The following is a 14,612-nucleotide window of genomic DNA, read 5'->3' as shown; positions in this document are numbered from 1 at the left end:
CTTCCGACAAAAAATGCTGGGGCAGCGTACCCCGTTTCAGCGGCACGCGAAAACCCGCGCCTCCGTCCGGGGCGGGGTAAAGGCGAACGTAGGATGGAGAAGTGGCAGATCCAGCAACCTACCGGCCGAAAACAGGGGAGATCCCCACGGCTCCCGGCGTGTACCGCTTCCGGGACGAACACGGCCGGGTCATCTATGTGGGCAAGGCAAAGAACCTCCGCTCCCGCCTGAACTCCTATTTCGCCAACCCGCGCGGGCTGCTGCCCAAAACCCGGGCCATGGTGCACACCGCCGCCGGTGTCGAATGGACCGTGGTCGGGACCGAACTCGAAGCCCTGCAGCTGGAGTACACCTGGATCAAGGAATTCAACCCCCGGTTCAACATCATGTTCCGGGACGACAAGTCCTACCCGTATCTCGCCGTGACCATGGGGGAGAAGTACCCCCGTGCGCAGGTTATGCGTGGGGACCGGCGCAAGGACACCCGCTACTTCGGACCGTTCTATCCGGCCAAGGCCATCCGCGAAACCCTGGACACCCTGCTCCGCGTTTTCCCCGTCCGCACCTGCAGCAGCGGCGTGTTCAAACGTGCTGAACGCACCGGCCGGCCCTGCCTCCTGGGCTACATCGACAAGTGCTCCGCGCCCTGCGTGGGACGCATCAGCCCTGAGGGACACCGCGAGCTGGCCGCCGAACTGTGCGACTTCATGGCAGGGGAGGGCAAGCGCTTCATCTCCGGGCTGGAGAAGGAGATGCAGGCCGCCGTCGCCGAGCTGGACTACGAAACCGCTGCCCGGCTCCGGGACGACATCTCCGCCCTGCGGAAGGTGTTTGAACGCAACAACGTGGTGCTCAGCGAAGACACGGACGCGGACATTTTCGCCCTGGAGGAAGACGAACTGGAAGCTTCCGCGCAGGTGTTCCACGTGCGGGGCGGCCGGATCCGCGGCCAGCGCGGCTGGGTCGTGGAAAAGGTCGAAGACAACGACACCTCGGACCTCGTGGAACACCTGATCCAGCAGGTCTACGGCGAGGTCAACTCGGCCGACCGGATTCCCCGCCAGGTCCTGGTGCCGGTGCTGCCGCCGGACGCCGAGGAATTGGCCGAATGGCTGAGTGGACTGCGCGGCAGCCGGGTGGACATCCGCGTACCGATGCGCGGGGACAAAAAAGCCCTGATGGAGACCGTGGCCCGCAACGCCGCGGACGCCCTGCGGCTGCACAAGAGCCGCCGCGCCGGTGACATCACCACCCGGTCCGCGGCGCTGCAGGAACTCCAGGAAGCACTGGACCTGCCCTCACCGCCGCTGCGCATTGAGTGCTATGACATTTCCCATGTGCAGGGCACCAACGTGGTCGCCTCCATGGTCGTGGCCGAGGACGGGCTGCCGAAGAAGTCGGATTACCGCAAGTTCTCCATCACGGGCGACGCCGCCCGCGACGACACGTCCTCGATGTACAACGTCATTTCACGGCGCTTCCGCAACTACCTCGCCGAAAACGCCGACCCGGCCGCCGATCCCGACGCTCCGGTGGACCTGCCGGACGAGCGCGGCGGGGACGGCGATATCCAGCCCTTGACGGATACCCTGACGCCGGCGCCCAAGGCCAAGTTCGCCTACCCGCCGAACCTCGTCGTGGTCGACGGTGGCCAGCCGCAGGTCGCGGCGGCGTCGAAGGCCCTTGCAGACCTGGGCATCACCGACGTGCAGGTCGTCGGACTCGCCAAGCGGCTGGAGGAGGTCTGGGTCCCGGACAGCGATTTCCCGGTGATTCTCCCGCGTGCCTCCGAGGCACTGTTCCTGCTCCAGCGGGTCCGGGACGAGGCCCACCGCTTTGCCATCACATTCCACCGGCAGAAACGGGGCAAATCCATGACCGCGTCACTGCTGGACGATGTGCCCGGACTGGGCCCGTCCAAGCGGCAGGCCCTGCTCAAACACTTCGGTTCGGTGAAGAAACTGCGTGCCGCCACCGAGGCGGAACTCCAGGAGGTTCCGGGCATCGGACCGGCCATGGCCGCTAACCTGCGCAGCAGGCTGGCCGATAAGGATATGGCAGGGGTTCCGGCGGTCAATATGACCACCGGCGAAATCCTGGAAACTTAGTTACGCTTGGAAACCGGCGTGTCGGCGGGAAACCGCCGCGAATTTCCAGGCAGCAAGGGCAATCAGGATGGGATCACAGCAATGACGCACGAGGATGGCTTGGCCGTAGTCAAACCGGAAGAGTCCGAACTACTCGTAGTGACCGGGATGTCCGGTGCGGGCCGCAGCACCGCGGCCAATGCGCTGGAGGACCACGGCTGGTACGTCGTCGAGAACCTTCCACCGCTGATGCTGGGCACCCTGACGGAGCTGGTCTCCCGCATGCCGCAGTCCATTCCCAAGCTTGCCGTGGTGATCGATGTCCGGAGCAAGGAACTGTTCCAGGACATCCGCGAAGCCCTGCGGAACCTGCGCACCGCAGGCGTCACCTACCGGCTGCTGTTCCTGGACGCCGATGATTCCACGCTGGTCCGCCGCTTCGAGCAGGGCCGCCGCCCGCATCCGCTGCAGGGGGACGGCAGCATCCTGGACGGTATCGCCGCCGAGCGTGAGGTCCTGAAGGAACTCCGGGAGTCCTCCGACGTCGTGGTGGACACCTCCAAACTGAATGTCCACGCCCTGGCCACCACCGTCACGGAGCTGTTCACCGAATCCGGCCCCATCGTACTGCGCCTGAACGTTATGAGTTTCGGGTTCAAGTACGGGCTGCCCGTGGACGCGAACTACGTTGCCGATGTCCGGTTCATCCCCAATCCGCACTGGGTCCCGCAGCTGCGCCCGCACACCGGCCTGGACGAGGATGTCCGCGACTACGTCCTCCAGGCGAAGGGCACCGCAGAGTTCCTGGACCGCTACGTGGAGGCGCTGGAGCCCGTCATTGACGGCTACCGCCGGGAAAACAAGCACTACGCCACGATTGCCGTCGGCTGCACCGGCGGCAAGCACCGTTCCGTGGCGGTCACTGAGGAGCTCGCCAAGCGCCTCGACCAGCTTCCCCACGTGACGGTCAGCTCGCACCACAGGGATCTGGGGCGCGAGTAATGTCCTTCCTCACCGGACCGCTGCCCCTGATTCCCGAGGGCAAGGGCGGACGGGAGAGCGGGGGTAAGGCAGGAGCGATCGTCGCGCTGGGCGGCGGACACGGCCTGTCCGCGTCCCTCTCTGCCCTCCGCCTGCTCACCTCCGATCTCACCGCCGTCGTGACCGTTGCCGACGACGGCGGCTCCTCCGGCCGCCTGCGGCGGGAACTGGGCGTCCTTCCGCCCGGAGACCTCCGGATGGCCCTGGCCGCGCTCTGCGACGACACCGACTGGGGGCGCACCTGGCGCGACGTTATGCAGCACCGGTTCCGCTCCCAGCCCGGCGTCGAAGGGTCCCTGGACGACCATGCCCTGGGCAACCTGCTGATCGTGACGCTCTGGGAGCTGCTGGGTGATCCGGTGGCCGGACTCCAATGGGCGGGTGCCCTGCTGGGCGCCCGGGGCCAGGTGCTGCCGATGTCCACGCTTCCACTGACCATCGAAGGCGACGTCCTGCGCCGCACGGCTGCCGGCAGCGTGCTGGAAACCGTGAGCGGCCAGGCCAGCCTCGCCGCTGCAGGGGCCCGCAGCAACGTCTCCGACGTCCGGCTGCTCCCCGTTGACGCGCCGGCCTGCCCGGCTGCCCTGGAAGCCATCAACCGGGCAGACTGGGTGGTCCTGGGGCCCGGGTCCTGGTACACGTCCGTGCTGCCGCACCTGATGCTCCCGCAGCTGCGGGACGCCCTGTGCGCCACGTCCGCCAAGCGCTGCCTGACCATGAACCTCAGCAACGAAACAACGGAAACTTCGGGGATGAGTGCGGTGGACCACCTGGCGGTGATCCGCCGCTACGCACCGGAGTTCAAGGTGGACGCAGTACTGGTGGATCCGTCAGTGGTGGCGGACAAGGCAGCCTTCGGGGACGCGGTCGCCGAAATGGGCGGCCGCCCGGTCTTCGGTAAGGTGGGGGCAGCGTCGGGGCGTCCGATCCATGATCCGCTCCGCCTCGCAACCGCCTTCCACGACATATTTGGGGAGAATTAGGAGTGTTTTTGTGGCGTTAACCGCAGCAGTAAAAGAGGAACTTTCACGTCTGGACGTGAAGAAATCCTCAGTCCGCAAGGCCGAGGTGTCGGCGATGCTGCGTTTTGCCGGCGGCCTGCACATCATTTCCGGACGCATAGTCATCGAAGCCGAGGTGGACCTCGCGTCGACGGCGCGCCGGCTCCGTGCGGCCATTGCCGAGGTCTACGGCCACGCCAGCGACATCATTGTGGTGTCCGGCGGTGGATTGCGCCGCGGCAACCGGTACGTGGTGCGAGTGGTCAAGGACGGCGAGTCCCTTGCCCGGCAGACGGGCCTGCTGGATGCCCGCGGCCGTCCCGTGCGCGGCCTGCCCTCCGTGGTGGTTAACGGTTCGGCGGCCGACGCCGAGGCGGTCTGGCGTGGTGCCTTCCTCGCCCATGGCTCCCTCACGGAGCCCGGGCGTTCCTCCTCCCTGGAAGTCACCTGCCCCGGGCCGGAGGCAGCCCTGGCACTGGTGGGCTCCGCCCGCCGGATCGGCATCGCGGCCAAGGCCCGTGAGGTCCGCGGCGTGGACCGCGTGGTTATCCGCGACGGCGACACCATCGCAGCCCTGCTCACCCGGATGGGCGCCCATGATGCGCTGATGGTCTGGGAAGAGCGCCGGATGCGCAAGGAAGTCCGCGCCACCGCCAACCGGCTGGCCAATTTCGACGACGCGAACCTTCGGCGCTCCGCACAGGCGGCCGTTGCCGCCGGTGCCCGCGTGGACCGCGCCCTGGAGATCCTCGGCGAGGACGTTCCGGAGCACCTCCGCTACGCCGGTGAGCTGCGGGTTGCCCATAAGCAGGCCAGCTTGGACGAGTTGGGCCACCTGGCCGACCCGCCCATGACCAAGGATGCAATCGCCGGCCGGATCCGCCGGCTGCTCGCCATGGCGGACAAGCGGGCTGCGGAGCTCGGCATTCCTGGTACCGAGTCCAGCGTGACTCCAGAGATGCTGGATGAATAGCGCAATGTTGGATCAATAGCGTAATTGCATAGGATGGACTAAGCCTGCTGCCTTTTGGCGGCACGATGAGTTTCCGGATGGAAATTCCGTCCGGAACATTGATCCGACACCAACGGAGGATTTTCGTGAACGAATACACACTGCCGGAACTGCCGTACGATTACGCGGCCCTTGAGCCGCACATTTCCGCACGCATCATGGAGCTGCACCACGACAAGCACCACGCTACGTACGTGGCCGGCGCCAACACCGCCCTGGCCCAGATGGCCGAGGCACGCGAAAAGGGTGAGTTCGGCACCATCGGCAAGCTCTCCAAGGACCTGGCCTTCCACCTGGGCGGCCACACCAACCACAGCATCTTCTGGAACAACATGTCCCCGGACGGCGGCGACAAGCCCGAAGGCGAACTGGCGGCGGCAATCGATGAGTTCTTCGGTTCCTTCGACGGTTTCCGTGGCCAGTTCACCGCTGTTGCGAACTCCATCCAGGGCTCCGGCTGGTCCATCCTGGCCTACGAGCCGCTGGGCAAGAACCTCGTCATCGAGCAGCTCTACGATCAGCAGGGCAACGTTCCCGTGGGCACCATCCCGCTGCTGATGCTCGACATGTGGGAGCACTCCTACTACCTGGACTACGCCAACGTGAAGGGCGACTACGTCAAGGCGTGGTGGAACATCGTGAACTGGGCCGACGTCGCCGCCCGTTTCGATGCTGCCCGCACCGGCGCCAAGGGCCTCATCGTCCCCGCTTAGTCACACGGCAGCCCGCCGAATTGTGCGGGCACCCGGTCCCTACGGAGACCGTGACGCGTAAGATAAATTCCGTAGGTCCGGTCCCGTCCGGTGCTTTCCGGCACCGGCGGGACGGGGCCACGGTCCCGCGGCTGGAAGGTATTCCCGAGCGGAAGTGTCAGGCCGCAGTTAGTCCGGTGGCTTCTAACCCTGAGGTCACACAGCTCTCGATTGAACCCCTAGCTCAAGGAGACAGAACAGTGACTACTCGTGTTGGAATCAACGGATTCGGACGTATCGGCCGCAACTACTTCCGGGCGGCCCTGGAGCAGAACGCCGACCTCGACATCGTCGCCGTCAATGACCTCACCAGTCCCGAAACCCTCGCCCACCTCCTCAAATACGATTCCGTGACCGGCCGCCTGGGCGCCGACGTCGAAGTACGCGAGGGCAACATTATTGTTGGCGGCAAGACCATCCGGGTCCTCGCCGAGCGGGACCCCTCGAACCTTCCCTGGGCCGACCTTGGCGTGGACATCGTGATTGAGTCCACCGGATTCTTCACCAAGGCCGAAGACGCCAAAAAGCACATCGATGCCGGTGCCAAGAAGGTCCTGATCTCCGCGCCGGGCAAGGGCGCGGACCTCACCGTGGTGATGGGTGTCAACGACGGCGACTACGACCCCGCGTCGCACAACATCATCTCCAACGCCTCCTGCACCACCAACTGCCTGGGCCCGCTGGCCATGGTCCTGCACGAGGCGTTCGGCATTGAACGCGGCCTGATGACCACCGTTCACGCGTACACCGCGGACCAGAACCTGCAGGACGGCCCGCACCGCGACCTCCGCCGTGCCCGCGCAGCGGCCCTCAACATCGTGCCGACCACCACCGGGGCTGCCAAGGCCATCGGCCTGGTCCTGCCGGCCCTCGACGGCAAGCTGGACGGCTTCGCGCTGCGTGTTCCGGTGCCCACCGGTTCGGTCACCGACCTCACCGTGACGGTTTCCAAGGAAGCCACGGTGGAACAGATCAACGAGGTCTACAAGACCGCGGGCAGCGGACCGCTGGCAGGCATCCTGCGCTACACCGACGAGCCGATTGTCTCCTCCGACATCGTCACCGACCCAGCCTCGTGCATCTTCGACTCCGGCCTGACCCGCGTTATGGGGAACCAGGTGAAGGTCGTGGGCTGGTACGACAACGAGTGGGGCTACTCCTGCCGCCTGGTTGACCTCACCAAACTCGTCGCCTCCAAGCTTTAACCGACCGCACCCGAAGGTAGAAATGACTGTCAAAACTCTCCCCGACCTGATCAGTGACGGCGTCGACGGCAGATACGTCCTGGTCCGCTCGGACTTGAACGTACCGCTGGATGACGGCCGGGTTACCGATGACGGACGCATCAGGGCATCGATCCCCACCCTGCAGACCCTCGTGGAGCACGGGGCAAAGGTCATTGTGATGGCCCACCTCGGACGCCCCAAGGGCGCGCCGGACGAGAAGTACTCGCTGCGTCCCGCCGTCGACCGCCTTGACGAACTCTCCGCCTTCCCGGTGGAGTTCGCCTCCGATGTGGTGGGGGACAGTGCCCGCGAACTGGCCGGTTCGCTGGCCGCCGGGTCCGTCCTGGTGCTGCAGAACATCCGCTTCGACGCCCGCGAAACCTCCAAGGACGACGGCGAACGCCAGGCGCTGGCAGGGGAGCTGGCAGCCCTGACCGGTGACAACGGTGCCTACGTTGACGATGCTTTCGGTGCCGTGCACCGCAGGCACGCCAGCGTGTACGACATCGCCGAGGTACTGCCGGCCTATGAGGGCGGCCTGGTCCACACCGAGGTTGAGGTGCTCAAGCGCCTCACCGAGAACCCGGAGAAGCCCTATGTGGTGGTACTGGGCGGTTCCAAGGTGTCCGACAAGCTGGCCGTGATCGAGAACCTGATGGACCGCGCGGACTATCTGCTGGTGGGCGGCGGCATGGTCTTTACGTTCCTGGCTGCCCAGGGCCACAACGTCGGTGCCTCCCTGCTCGAGACGGACCAGATCGAAAACGTGAAGGGGTACCTGTCCCGGGCAAAGGAGGTCGGCTGCGAATTCGTCCTGCCCACCGACATTGTGGTGGCGGATAAGTTCGCAGCGGACGCGGATGTGGAGACCGTTCCGGCCGACGCGATGGAGAACGGCCGGTTCGGCGCCTCCGGGCTCGGCCTGGACATCGGTCCCGATTCCGCGGCTGCGTTCGCCGAGCGGATCCGCGGCGGCAGGACCATCTTCTGGAACGGCCCCATGGGCGTGTTTGAGTTCGAAGCCTTTGCCAACGGCACCCGTGCCGTTGCCCAGGCCTTGAAGGAGTCCAGCGGCTTCAGTGTGGTCGGCGGCGGCGATTCCGCTGCAGCCGTCCGGAAGCTCGGCTTCTCGGAAGCCGACTTCGGCCACATTTCCACGGGTGGCGGCGCGAGCCTCGAATACCTGGAAGGCAAAGCCCTCCCGGGCCTGACCGTCCTCGACAAGTAGTAACCCCGTGCGGGTCCGCTGCCCAGCGGGCCCGCACGTGTCTGTCCCATTCCTCCCGGCCGGCACGGCCGGTGCACACTAGCAAGAAACCGGAGCAACCATGACCACCTCCACGAACGGCAAGTTCGACCGCACACCCCTGATCGCCGGCAACTGGAAAATGAACATGGACCATGTCCAGGGCATCACCCTCCTGCAGAAGCTGGCGTGGACGCTCAGCGATGCCCGCCATGACTACGGCCGGGTGGAGGTGGTGGTTTTCCCGCCGTTCACCGATCTGCGCAGCACGCAGACGCTGGTGGCGGGGGACAAGCTGAAGGTGGAATACGGGGCGCAGGATCTTTCCCCGAAGGATTCCGGTGCCTACACGGGTGATATCTCGGGCCAGTTCCTCTCGAAGCTCGGCTGCAGCTACGTCCTGGTGGGCCACAGCGAACGCCGGTCCGTGCACGGTGAGAGCGATGAACTGCTGAATGAAAAGCTCAAGGCCGCCTACCGTAACAACCTGGTCCCCATCCTCTGCGTCGGCGAGGGCCTTGAAGTACGGCAGGCCGGGGACCACGTGCCGCACACCCTGGAGCAGGTCCGCGGGGGCCTTGCAGGCCTGGACGCCGAACAGGTTTCCAGCCTCGTCATCGCCTACGAACCCGTCTGGGCCATCGGCACCGGCGAAGTTGCCGGCCCCGAAGATGCGCAGGAAATGTGCGCGGCGATCCGTGCCGAGATAGCTGATCTTTACGATGACTCCGTGGCAGCCAAGACGCGCCTGCTGTACGGCGGCTCCGTCAAGGCGGCGAATGCTGCCAGCATTCTGGGTGAACGGGACGTAGACGGCGTGCTCGTGGGCGGCGCCAGTTTGGATGTGGGCGAATTTGCTAATATTGTCAGGTTCGAACAACACCTGGTGACTGACTGACCTGCAGCTGAAGCGCGCCGCAGCGGCGTCTCCAGTCCATGAGTCACCCGAAAGGCCGTAAGTGGAAATTCTGAAGATCGTCCTGCTGGTCCTCCTTGCCATCACGAGCCTGCTGCTGACGCTGCTGATCCTGCTCCACAAGGGCCGCGGCGGCGGTATGTCGGACATGTTCGGCGGCGGCATGACCAGCAGCCTGGGCTCCTCGGGTGTTGCCGAAAAGAACCTGAACCGCTTCACCGTGGCGCTGGCCATTTCCTGGGGTGTCGTCATCGTGGCGCTTGGACTGATCCAGCGCTTCGCCGGCGAAGCGTAGCCCCTCAGGAGCCACCGAAAACTCCTTAAAAGGAAAGACCCCCGGATTTTCCGGGGGTCTTTCCTTTTGACCGGGTTTAGCGGGGTTTAGCCGCTGACCGGGCCGGGACTACGCGTCTTCGGCCTCGGTGTCTTCGGAGGCGAAGAGCCGCTGGGACAGCTGTGAGGCTGCGGCCTGATCAATCAGCCACCGGGTCTTGGTCCTGCCGCGTGCGCCCGCTGCCGGAACCTGGATCTCGCCGGCCCCGGCCAGCGCCAGGCCGACGGCGCCTGCCTTGTCTTTGCCAGCAACGCCCAGCCAGACTTCAGCGGCCGTGGTAATGCTTTCCAGCGTCAAGGAGATCCGCTCCGGGGGAGGCTTGGGAGCATCCCGGACCGCGACGGTGGTCTGCCCGGTGGTGCGGACGCCCGGGGTTTCCGGGAACAGCGATGCGATGTGCGCGTCCGGTCCCACGCCCAGCAGGAGCACGTCAAAGCGGGGGAGCCGCGGGTCTACGGACTCGAATCCGCGGGCAAGGTGCTCGTCGGCAGCGGCCTCGGCCAGCCGCGTGGCATAGTCCGCGGCTGCGTCCTCGACGGAAGCGACGTCGTCGGCTGTCGCGCACGCATGGATCCGTGCGGCCGGAACGCCGAGCGGTTCGAGCATGGCCTTCCGTGCCTGCACGGAGTTCAGCTCCGGGTGGCCGGCGGGAAGGAACCGTTCATCCCCCCACCAGAAGTTCACGCGCGTCCAGTCAACGGCAGTGCGCGCGGGGTTGGCCGTCACGGCTTCCAGCGTCGCGATGCCCACCGTTCCACCGGTCAGCACCACGGTGGCCTCCCCGCGCCGGCTCTGGACATCCACGAGCTTGGTGATCAGGCGGGCAGCCGTCGCCGCGACGAGTGCCTGCGGATCCGGATGGATGCTGACGCCGTTGGGGGAGTGCGTCATGCGTGCGCCCCTTCCTGGGACAGGCATGCCGCCAGTCCCTCAGTAAGTACTTCTCCGAAAACCTCGTCCGGATCCAACCGGCGGAGTTCCTCGGCCAGGCAGTCACGCAGGGTCCGCCGCGGGAGGGAAATCTGCTGCTTCGGCTGCCCGGGCTGCCGCAGATGGGCGGTGACCTGGTCAGGCCGGGACAGTTCGACCTCTCCGTCCCGGCGCCTAAACACTACCCGGTGGATGCCCGTTCCCGCTTCCCCTTCGATGATTTCCAGGGGTACGTCCAGAGCTTTTTTCAGCCAGGCCGCCAGCAGGAAGGTACTGGCCGAATCCGAGGCGCCTTCAACGACGACGGACTCGACCTGGGCTGCGGCTCCACCGTCCAGCACTGCAGCCAGCTGCACCCGCCAGTTGGTCAGCCGGGTCCAGCTCAGGTCCGTGTCGCCGGCCGCATAGGAGTCGGCCAGCCCGAGCAGGGCCTTTTTAGGGTCATCTTCGGTTGCGGCGTCGGTGATCCGCCGGTGTGCAATTGCGCCCAGCGGTGTCTTCGCCGGATCCTCCGGAACCCCATGCGGCCACCAGGCAACGATCGGAGCGTCGGGCAGCAGCAGGGCGGACACCAGGGACTCGCTTTCGCCGGCCAGTTCTCCGTGCCCGGACAGGACAATCACCTCGGAGGCACCGGCGTCGCCGCCCACCCGGATCTGTGCGTCAAGGCGCGTCTCATCGTCCGGGCTGCCCTCGGCCAGCACGATGATCCGGCAGGGATGTTCGCGGCTGGCTTCGTTGGCGGCGGCAATGGCCTCTTCCACAAAGTCCGGCTGGGTATCCACGACGAGGGTGAGCACACGCCCGAGGGTCACGACCCCACCCATTTCGCGCATGGCAACAATTTCCTTGGACACCTTGGAGGTGGTGGTGCCCGGCAGGTCTACTATCACGGCCTTCTCCATGTCCTTCCATCTTGGGCGAGGAGCTCATTCGCCGAGTCAGGTCCCCAGCTTCCGGGGGCGTACGGTTCCGGCTGGGAGTCGAGCGATGCCCAGTATTCCTCGAACGGATCCACGATCTTCCAGGACAGCTCCACTTCCTGGTGGCGTGGGAAGAGCGGCGGCTCACCCAGCAGTACGTCGAGGATGAGCCGTTCATAGGCTTCGGGACTGGACTCGGTGAAGGAATGTCCGTAACCGAAGTCCATGGACACGTCCCGCACTTCCATCTGGGTGCCGGGCACCTTGGAGCCGAAGCGGATGGTGGCTCCTTCGTCGGGCTGCACCCGGATGACGACGGCGTTCTGCCCGAAGTCATCTTCGTTGTGTTCCCGGAACAGCAGGTTGGGGGAGCGCTTGAAAACGACGGCGATTTCGGTGACGCGGCGGCCGAGCCGTTTCCCGGCGCGGAGGTAGAACGGCACGCCTGCCCAGCGGCGGGTATTGATGTCCAGGCGGACGGCGGCGAAGGTTTCGGTCTTCGACTCGGGGTTGAAGCCTTCCTCCTCCAGGAAGCCGGTCACCTTTTCGCCGCCCTGCCAGCCGCCCGTGTACTGGCCGCGGGCGGAGCTGCGGGAGAGGTCCTCCGGCAGTCGGACGGCTGCCAGCACCTTCTCCTTTTCGGCGCGGAGGTGCTCCGCGTTGAAGGAGATGGGTTCTTCCATGGCGGTCAGCGCCAGCAGCTGCAGCAGGTGGTTCTGGATGACGTCGCGGGCGGCGCCCACGCCGTCGTAATACCCGGCGCGGCCACCGATGCCGATGTCCTCGGCCATGGTGATCTGCACGTGGTCCACGTAGTTGGCGTTCCAAATGGGCTCAAACAGCTGATTGGCGAAGCGCAGTGCCAGGATGTTCTGGACGGTTTCCTTGCCCAGGTAGTGGTCGATGCGGAACACCGAGTCGGCCGGGAAGACGGACTCCACCACATTGTTCAGTTCCCGTGCCGAAGCGAGGTCGTGGCCGAACGGCTTTTCAATCACCACCCGCCGCCATTTGCCCTCTGAGGTCTTGGCCAGCCCGTGCTCGGAGAGCTGCTGGCAGACCTGCTCGAACGACTTGGGCGGAACCGAGAGGTAGAACGCATGGTTGCCCCGGGTTCCACGCTGTTCATCCAGGTCTTCGAGAGTCTTTTTCAGGTTTTCGAAGGCCTCATCGCTGTCAAAGCCTCCCTCGACAAACCGGATGCCTTCGGCCAGCTGCTTCCAGACGCCCTCGCTGAAATCGGTCCGTGCATGGGCCTGCACCGATTCCTTGACCTGCGCAGCGAAATCCTCGTCGCTCCAGGGCCGGCGGCCGAATCCAACCAGTGAGAAGCTGGGAGGAAGCAGGCCGCGGTTGGCAAGGTCGTAGACGGCCGGAATGAGCTTCTTTCGGGCCAGGTCTCCAGTGACTCCGAAAATCACCAGGGAAGAGGGTCCGGCGATCCGGCTCAGCCGGCGGTCGCGCGGATCCCGGAGCGGGTTGCCTGTTCCGGCCTTTTCCTCACCGGCCATTTAGTCCCCGCTTCCGTCCGTGGCAAGGGCACGGACAACGTTCGCGATTTCGCGGACTCCCTCGTCCCGGTTGAGCAGGTGCAGCCGCAGGACCGGACGGCCCTGGTCTGCGAGGACGGTGGCGTCACCGGCGGCCTGGGCGCTGATGAGTTCGCCGAAGGTAAACGGCCGGTCGGGGATCGTGACATCCTCGCCCGGCTTGCCGGTGATCTGCAGGTACACGCCCTGCGCCGGTCCGCCCTTGTGGAACTGGCCGGTGGAGTGCAGGAAGCGCGGTCCCCAGCCGAACGTGACGGGACGGCCGGTGGCCGTGGCGAGCTCGGGGCGGATGTCCGCGAGTCCGGCCTGCCGGAAGCGGTCAAGGTATGCCTGGACGCTGACGTAGCCGTCCGGGCCCAGGTGCCGGAGAAGCGCGGCAAGGGCGCCGCGGAGGGTATGGGCGGTGCCGAGCAGGTCGGCCGGTCCGCGCACCTCGACGGAGCCGTCGACGAAGGACGGTTCCGTCGGCTCCGGAGTGGCGTCCAGGAGGCCACGTGCTGCCTTCTTCGCAGCCTCGACGTCGGGCTGGTCGAACGGGTTGATGTTCAGCAGCCGTCCGGCCACCGCAGTGGCGAATTCCCAGAGCATCATCGAGCTGCCCAGGCTGCCGGAAACGACTACCTGGTCTCCCTCGGGGATGATCTCCGAGTCGACGGGAACAATCCGTACGGTCAGCACGTCACCGGCACCGGACGTCATTTCCGGGGCGCCGGGCTCGACGGCGACGGGCAGCAGGCCCGTGCCGAGCTTGCCGGTGGATTCGGCGATCAGCTGTTCGGCCCAGTCGGGGAAGCCGGCCAATCCGGAGCCTTCGTCCACGATCACGATCTTGTTGCGCAGCGGTTCAGTGCCGCCAAGGGCCGCCCCGAGCTGCAGGCCGATATTGTCGGGCGCGTCGTCCCGCAGCATTTCGGCGGTCAGCTCCGCGTCGTCCAACAGGGACTCGATGTCCGCGCCGGCCAGGCCCGAGGGCACCAGTCCAAACGCGGTCAGGGCGGAATAGCGGCCGCCCACGTTCGGGTCGGCGTTGAAGACGGCGCGGTAGCCGGCTTCCCGGGCTGCCGCCTCGAGCGGCGACCCCGGATCGGTGACGACCACGATGCGGGACTTGGCGTCGATGCCGGCGTCGGTGAAGGCCTGTTCGAAGACCCGGCGCTGTGAATCCGTCTCCACGGTGGAGCCAGACTTCGAGCTCACCACGATGACGGTTTCGGCCAGCCGGTCGCCCAGTGCTGCGGCGACGACGTCGGGATCGGTGGAATCCAGCACGGTCAGATCCACACCCGCGGAGCGGGTAATGACCTCGGGCGCCAGGGAAGAGCCGCCCATGCCGGCCAGGACCACGCGGGTCACTGACTCGGCGGCGAGCTCTTCCCGAAGCGCCGCGATCTGTCCCACGAGCGGCCGGGAGCTTTCCCCGGGATTGAGCCAGCCCAGGCGTATCGACGCCTCGGCTTCGGCATCGGGTCCCCACAGGGTGGGGTCCTGTGCCACGAGGCGGGAGGCAACTTCATCTCCCACGAGTTCGGGCACCTTGGCATCGACGGCAGCGCCTGCCGCTCCGGCTGCTTCAAAGGACAGTGTGGTCATTTTT

Annotated in this window: 13 protein-coding genes; 9 read left to right on the top strand and 4 right to left on the bottom strand. The window is 66.0% G+C overall.

The window, feature by feature from the left end; translation table 11 throughout:
* The first annotated feature begins 101 nt into the window (after positions 1 to 101).
* From uvrC to secG, 9 genes are all read left to right on the top strand, one after another.
* Positions 102 to 2,108 carry an excinuclease ABC subunit UvrC gene (gene uvrC / locus QNO10_RS07390; protein WP_229948245.1) on the top strand — a complete coding sequence of 669 codons (2,007 nt, stop codon included), beginning with the start codon at positions 102 to 104 and terminating at the stop codon, positions 2,106 to 2,108.
* Between the two features lie 81 nt (positions 2,109 to 2,189).
* Positions 2,190 to 3,089, top strand: a complete 900-nt coding sequence (gene rapZ / locus QNO10_RS07385; RefSeq protein ID WP_229948248.1) for an RNase adapter RapZ — start codon at positions 2,190 to 2,192, stop codon at positions 3,087 to 3,089.
* The gene (locus QNO10_RS07380) at positions 3,089 to 4,111 is read left to right on the top strand and encodes a gluconeogenesis factor YvcK family protein (RefSeq protein WP_229948250.1); all 1,023 of its coding nucleotides are present in this window, start codon (positions 3,089 to 3,091) and stop codon (positions 4,109 to 4,111) included. Before rapZ ends, QNO10_RS07380 begins: the two co-directional genes overlap by 1 nt.
* Before the next feature lie 10 nt (positions 4,112 to 4,121).
* Complete coding sequence (gene whiA, locus QNO10_RS07375; RefSeq protein WP_229948254.1) at positions 4,122 to 5,102, top strand: DNA-binding protein WhiA; 981 nt, start codon at positions 4,122 to 4,124, stop codon at positions 5,100 to 5,102.
* Positions 5,103 to 5,227: 125 nt separating this feature from the next.
* Positions 5,228 to 5,854: a superoxide dismutase gene (locus tag QNO10_RS07370; protein ID WP_229948256.1), complete on the top strand. Its 627-nt coding sequence runs from the start codon at positions 5,228 to 5,230 to the stop codon at positions 5,852 to 5,854.
* Positions 5,855 to 6,093: 239 nt separating this feature from the next.
* A complete protein-coding gene (gene gap / locus QNO10_RS07365) occupies positions 6,094 to 7,098 on the top strand; it encodes a type I glyceraldehyde-3-phosphate dehydrogenase (protein WP_229948259.1) in 1,005 nt (334 codons plus the stop codon).
* Positions 7,099 to 7,120: 22 nt separating this feature from the next.
* Positions 7,121 to 8,347 carry a phosphoglycerate kinase gene (locus QNO10_RS07360; protein WP_229948262.1) on the top strand — a complete coding sequence of 409 codons (1,227 nt, stop codon included), beginning with the start codon at positions 7,121 to 7,123 and terminating at the stop codon, positions 8,345 to 8,347.
* A 100-nt stretch (positions 8,348 to 8,447) separates the two neighbouring features.
* Complete coding sequence (gene tpiA, locus QNO10_RS07355; protein WP_229948264.1) at positions 8,448 to 9,263, top strand: triose-phosphate isomerase; 816 nt, start codon at positions 8,448 to 8,450, stop codon at positions 9,261 to 9,263.
* A gap of 61 nt (positions 9,264 to 9,324) precedes the next feature.
* Entirely contained in the window at positions 9,325 to 9,576 is a 252-nt protein-coding gene (gene secG, locus QNO10_RS07350; protein ID WP_227921719.1) for a preprotein translocase subunit SecG, read from the top strand.
* A gap of 108 nt (positions 9,577 to 9,684) precedes the next feature.
* Here the strand turns inward: secG and pgl are convergent, their stop codons facing one another.
* Genes pgl through QNO10_RS07330 form a run of 4 tightly spaced genes read right to left on the bottom strand, consistent with a single transcriptional unit; the run spans position 9,685 to position 14,608 of the window.
* A complete protein-coding gene (pgl, locus tag QNO10_RS07345) occupies positions 9,685 to 10,506 on the bottom strand; it encodes a 6-phosphogluconolactonase (protein ID WP_229948267.1) in 822 nt (273 codons plus the stop codon).
* Positions 10,503 to 11,438 carry a glucose-6-phosphate dehydrogenase assembly protein OpcA gene (locus QNO10_RS07340; RefSeq protein WP_229948270.1) on the bottom strand — a complete coding sequence of 312 codons (936 nt, stop codon included), beginning with the start codon at positions 11,436 to 11,438 and terminating at the stop codon, positions 10,503 to 10,505. The genes pgl and QNO10_RS07340 overlap by 4 nt, the downstream gene beginning before the upstream one ends.
* Positions 11,435 to 12,979, bottom strand: coding sequence for a glucose-6-phosphate dehydrogenase (zwf, locus tag QNO10_RS07335; RefSeq protein WP_229948272.1), 1,545 nt, complete (start codon positions 12,977 to 12,979; stop codon positions 11,435 to 11,437). Before zwf ends, QNO10_RS07340 begins: the two co-directional genes overlap by 4 nt.
* Positions 12,980 to 14,608: a phosphoglucose isomerase-related protein gene (locus QNO10_RS07330; RefSeq protein ID WP_229948274.1), complete on the bottom strand. Its 1,629-nt coding sequence runs from the start codon at positions 14,606 to 14,608 to the stop codon at positions 12,980 to 12,982.
* Positions 14,609 to 14,612: the final 4 nt, after the last annotated feature.

Source organism: Arthrobacter sp. zg-Y919, from assembly GCF_030142045.1.
GTDB lineage: Bacteria > Actinomycetota > Actinomycetes > Actinomycetales > Micrococcaceae > Arthrobacter_B.
This window is presented reverse-complemented; position numbering and strand designations above follow the sequence as displayed.

Bases quoted from the DNA above. Each gene is read 5' to 3' on its own strand.
- rapZ (WP_229948248.1), top strand. From the start codon at position 2,190: ATGACGCACGAGGATGGCTTGGCCGTAGTCAAACCGGAAGAGTCCGAA.
- QNO10_RS07380 (WP_229948250.1), top strand. From the start codon at position 3,089: ATGTCCTTCCTCACCGGACCGCTGCCCCTGATTCCCGAGGGCAAGGGC.
- QNO10_RS07360 (WP_229948262.1), top strand. From the start codon at position 7,121: ATGACTGTCAAAACTCTCCCCGACCTGATCAGTGACGGCGTCGACGGC.
- tpiA (WP_229948264.1), top strand. From the start codon at position 8,448: ATGACCACCTCCACGAACGGCAAGTTCGACCGCACACCCCTGATCGCC.
- pgl (WP_229948267.1), bottom strand. From the start codon at position 10,506: ATGACGCACTCCCCCAACGGCGTCAGCATCCATCCGGATCCGCAGGCA.
- zwf (WP_229948272.1), bottom strand. From the start codon at position 12,979: ATGGCCGGTGAGGAAAAGGCCGGAACAGGCAACCCGCTCCGGGATCCG.
- QNO10_RS07330 (WP_229948274.1), bottom strand. From the start codon at position 14,608: ATGACCACACTGTCCTTTGAAGCAGCCGGAGCGGCAGGCGCTGCCGTC.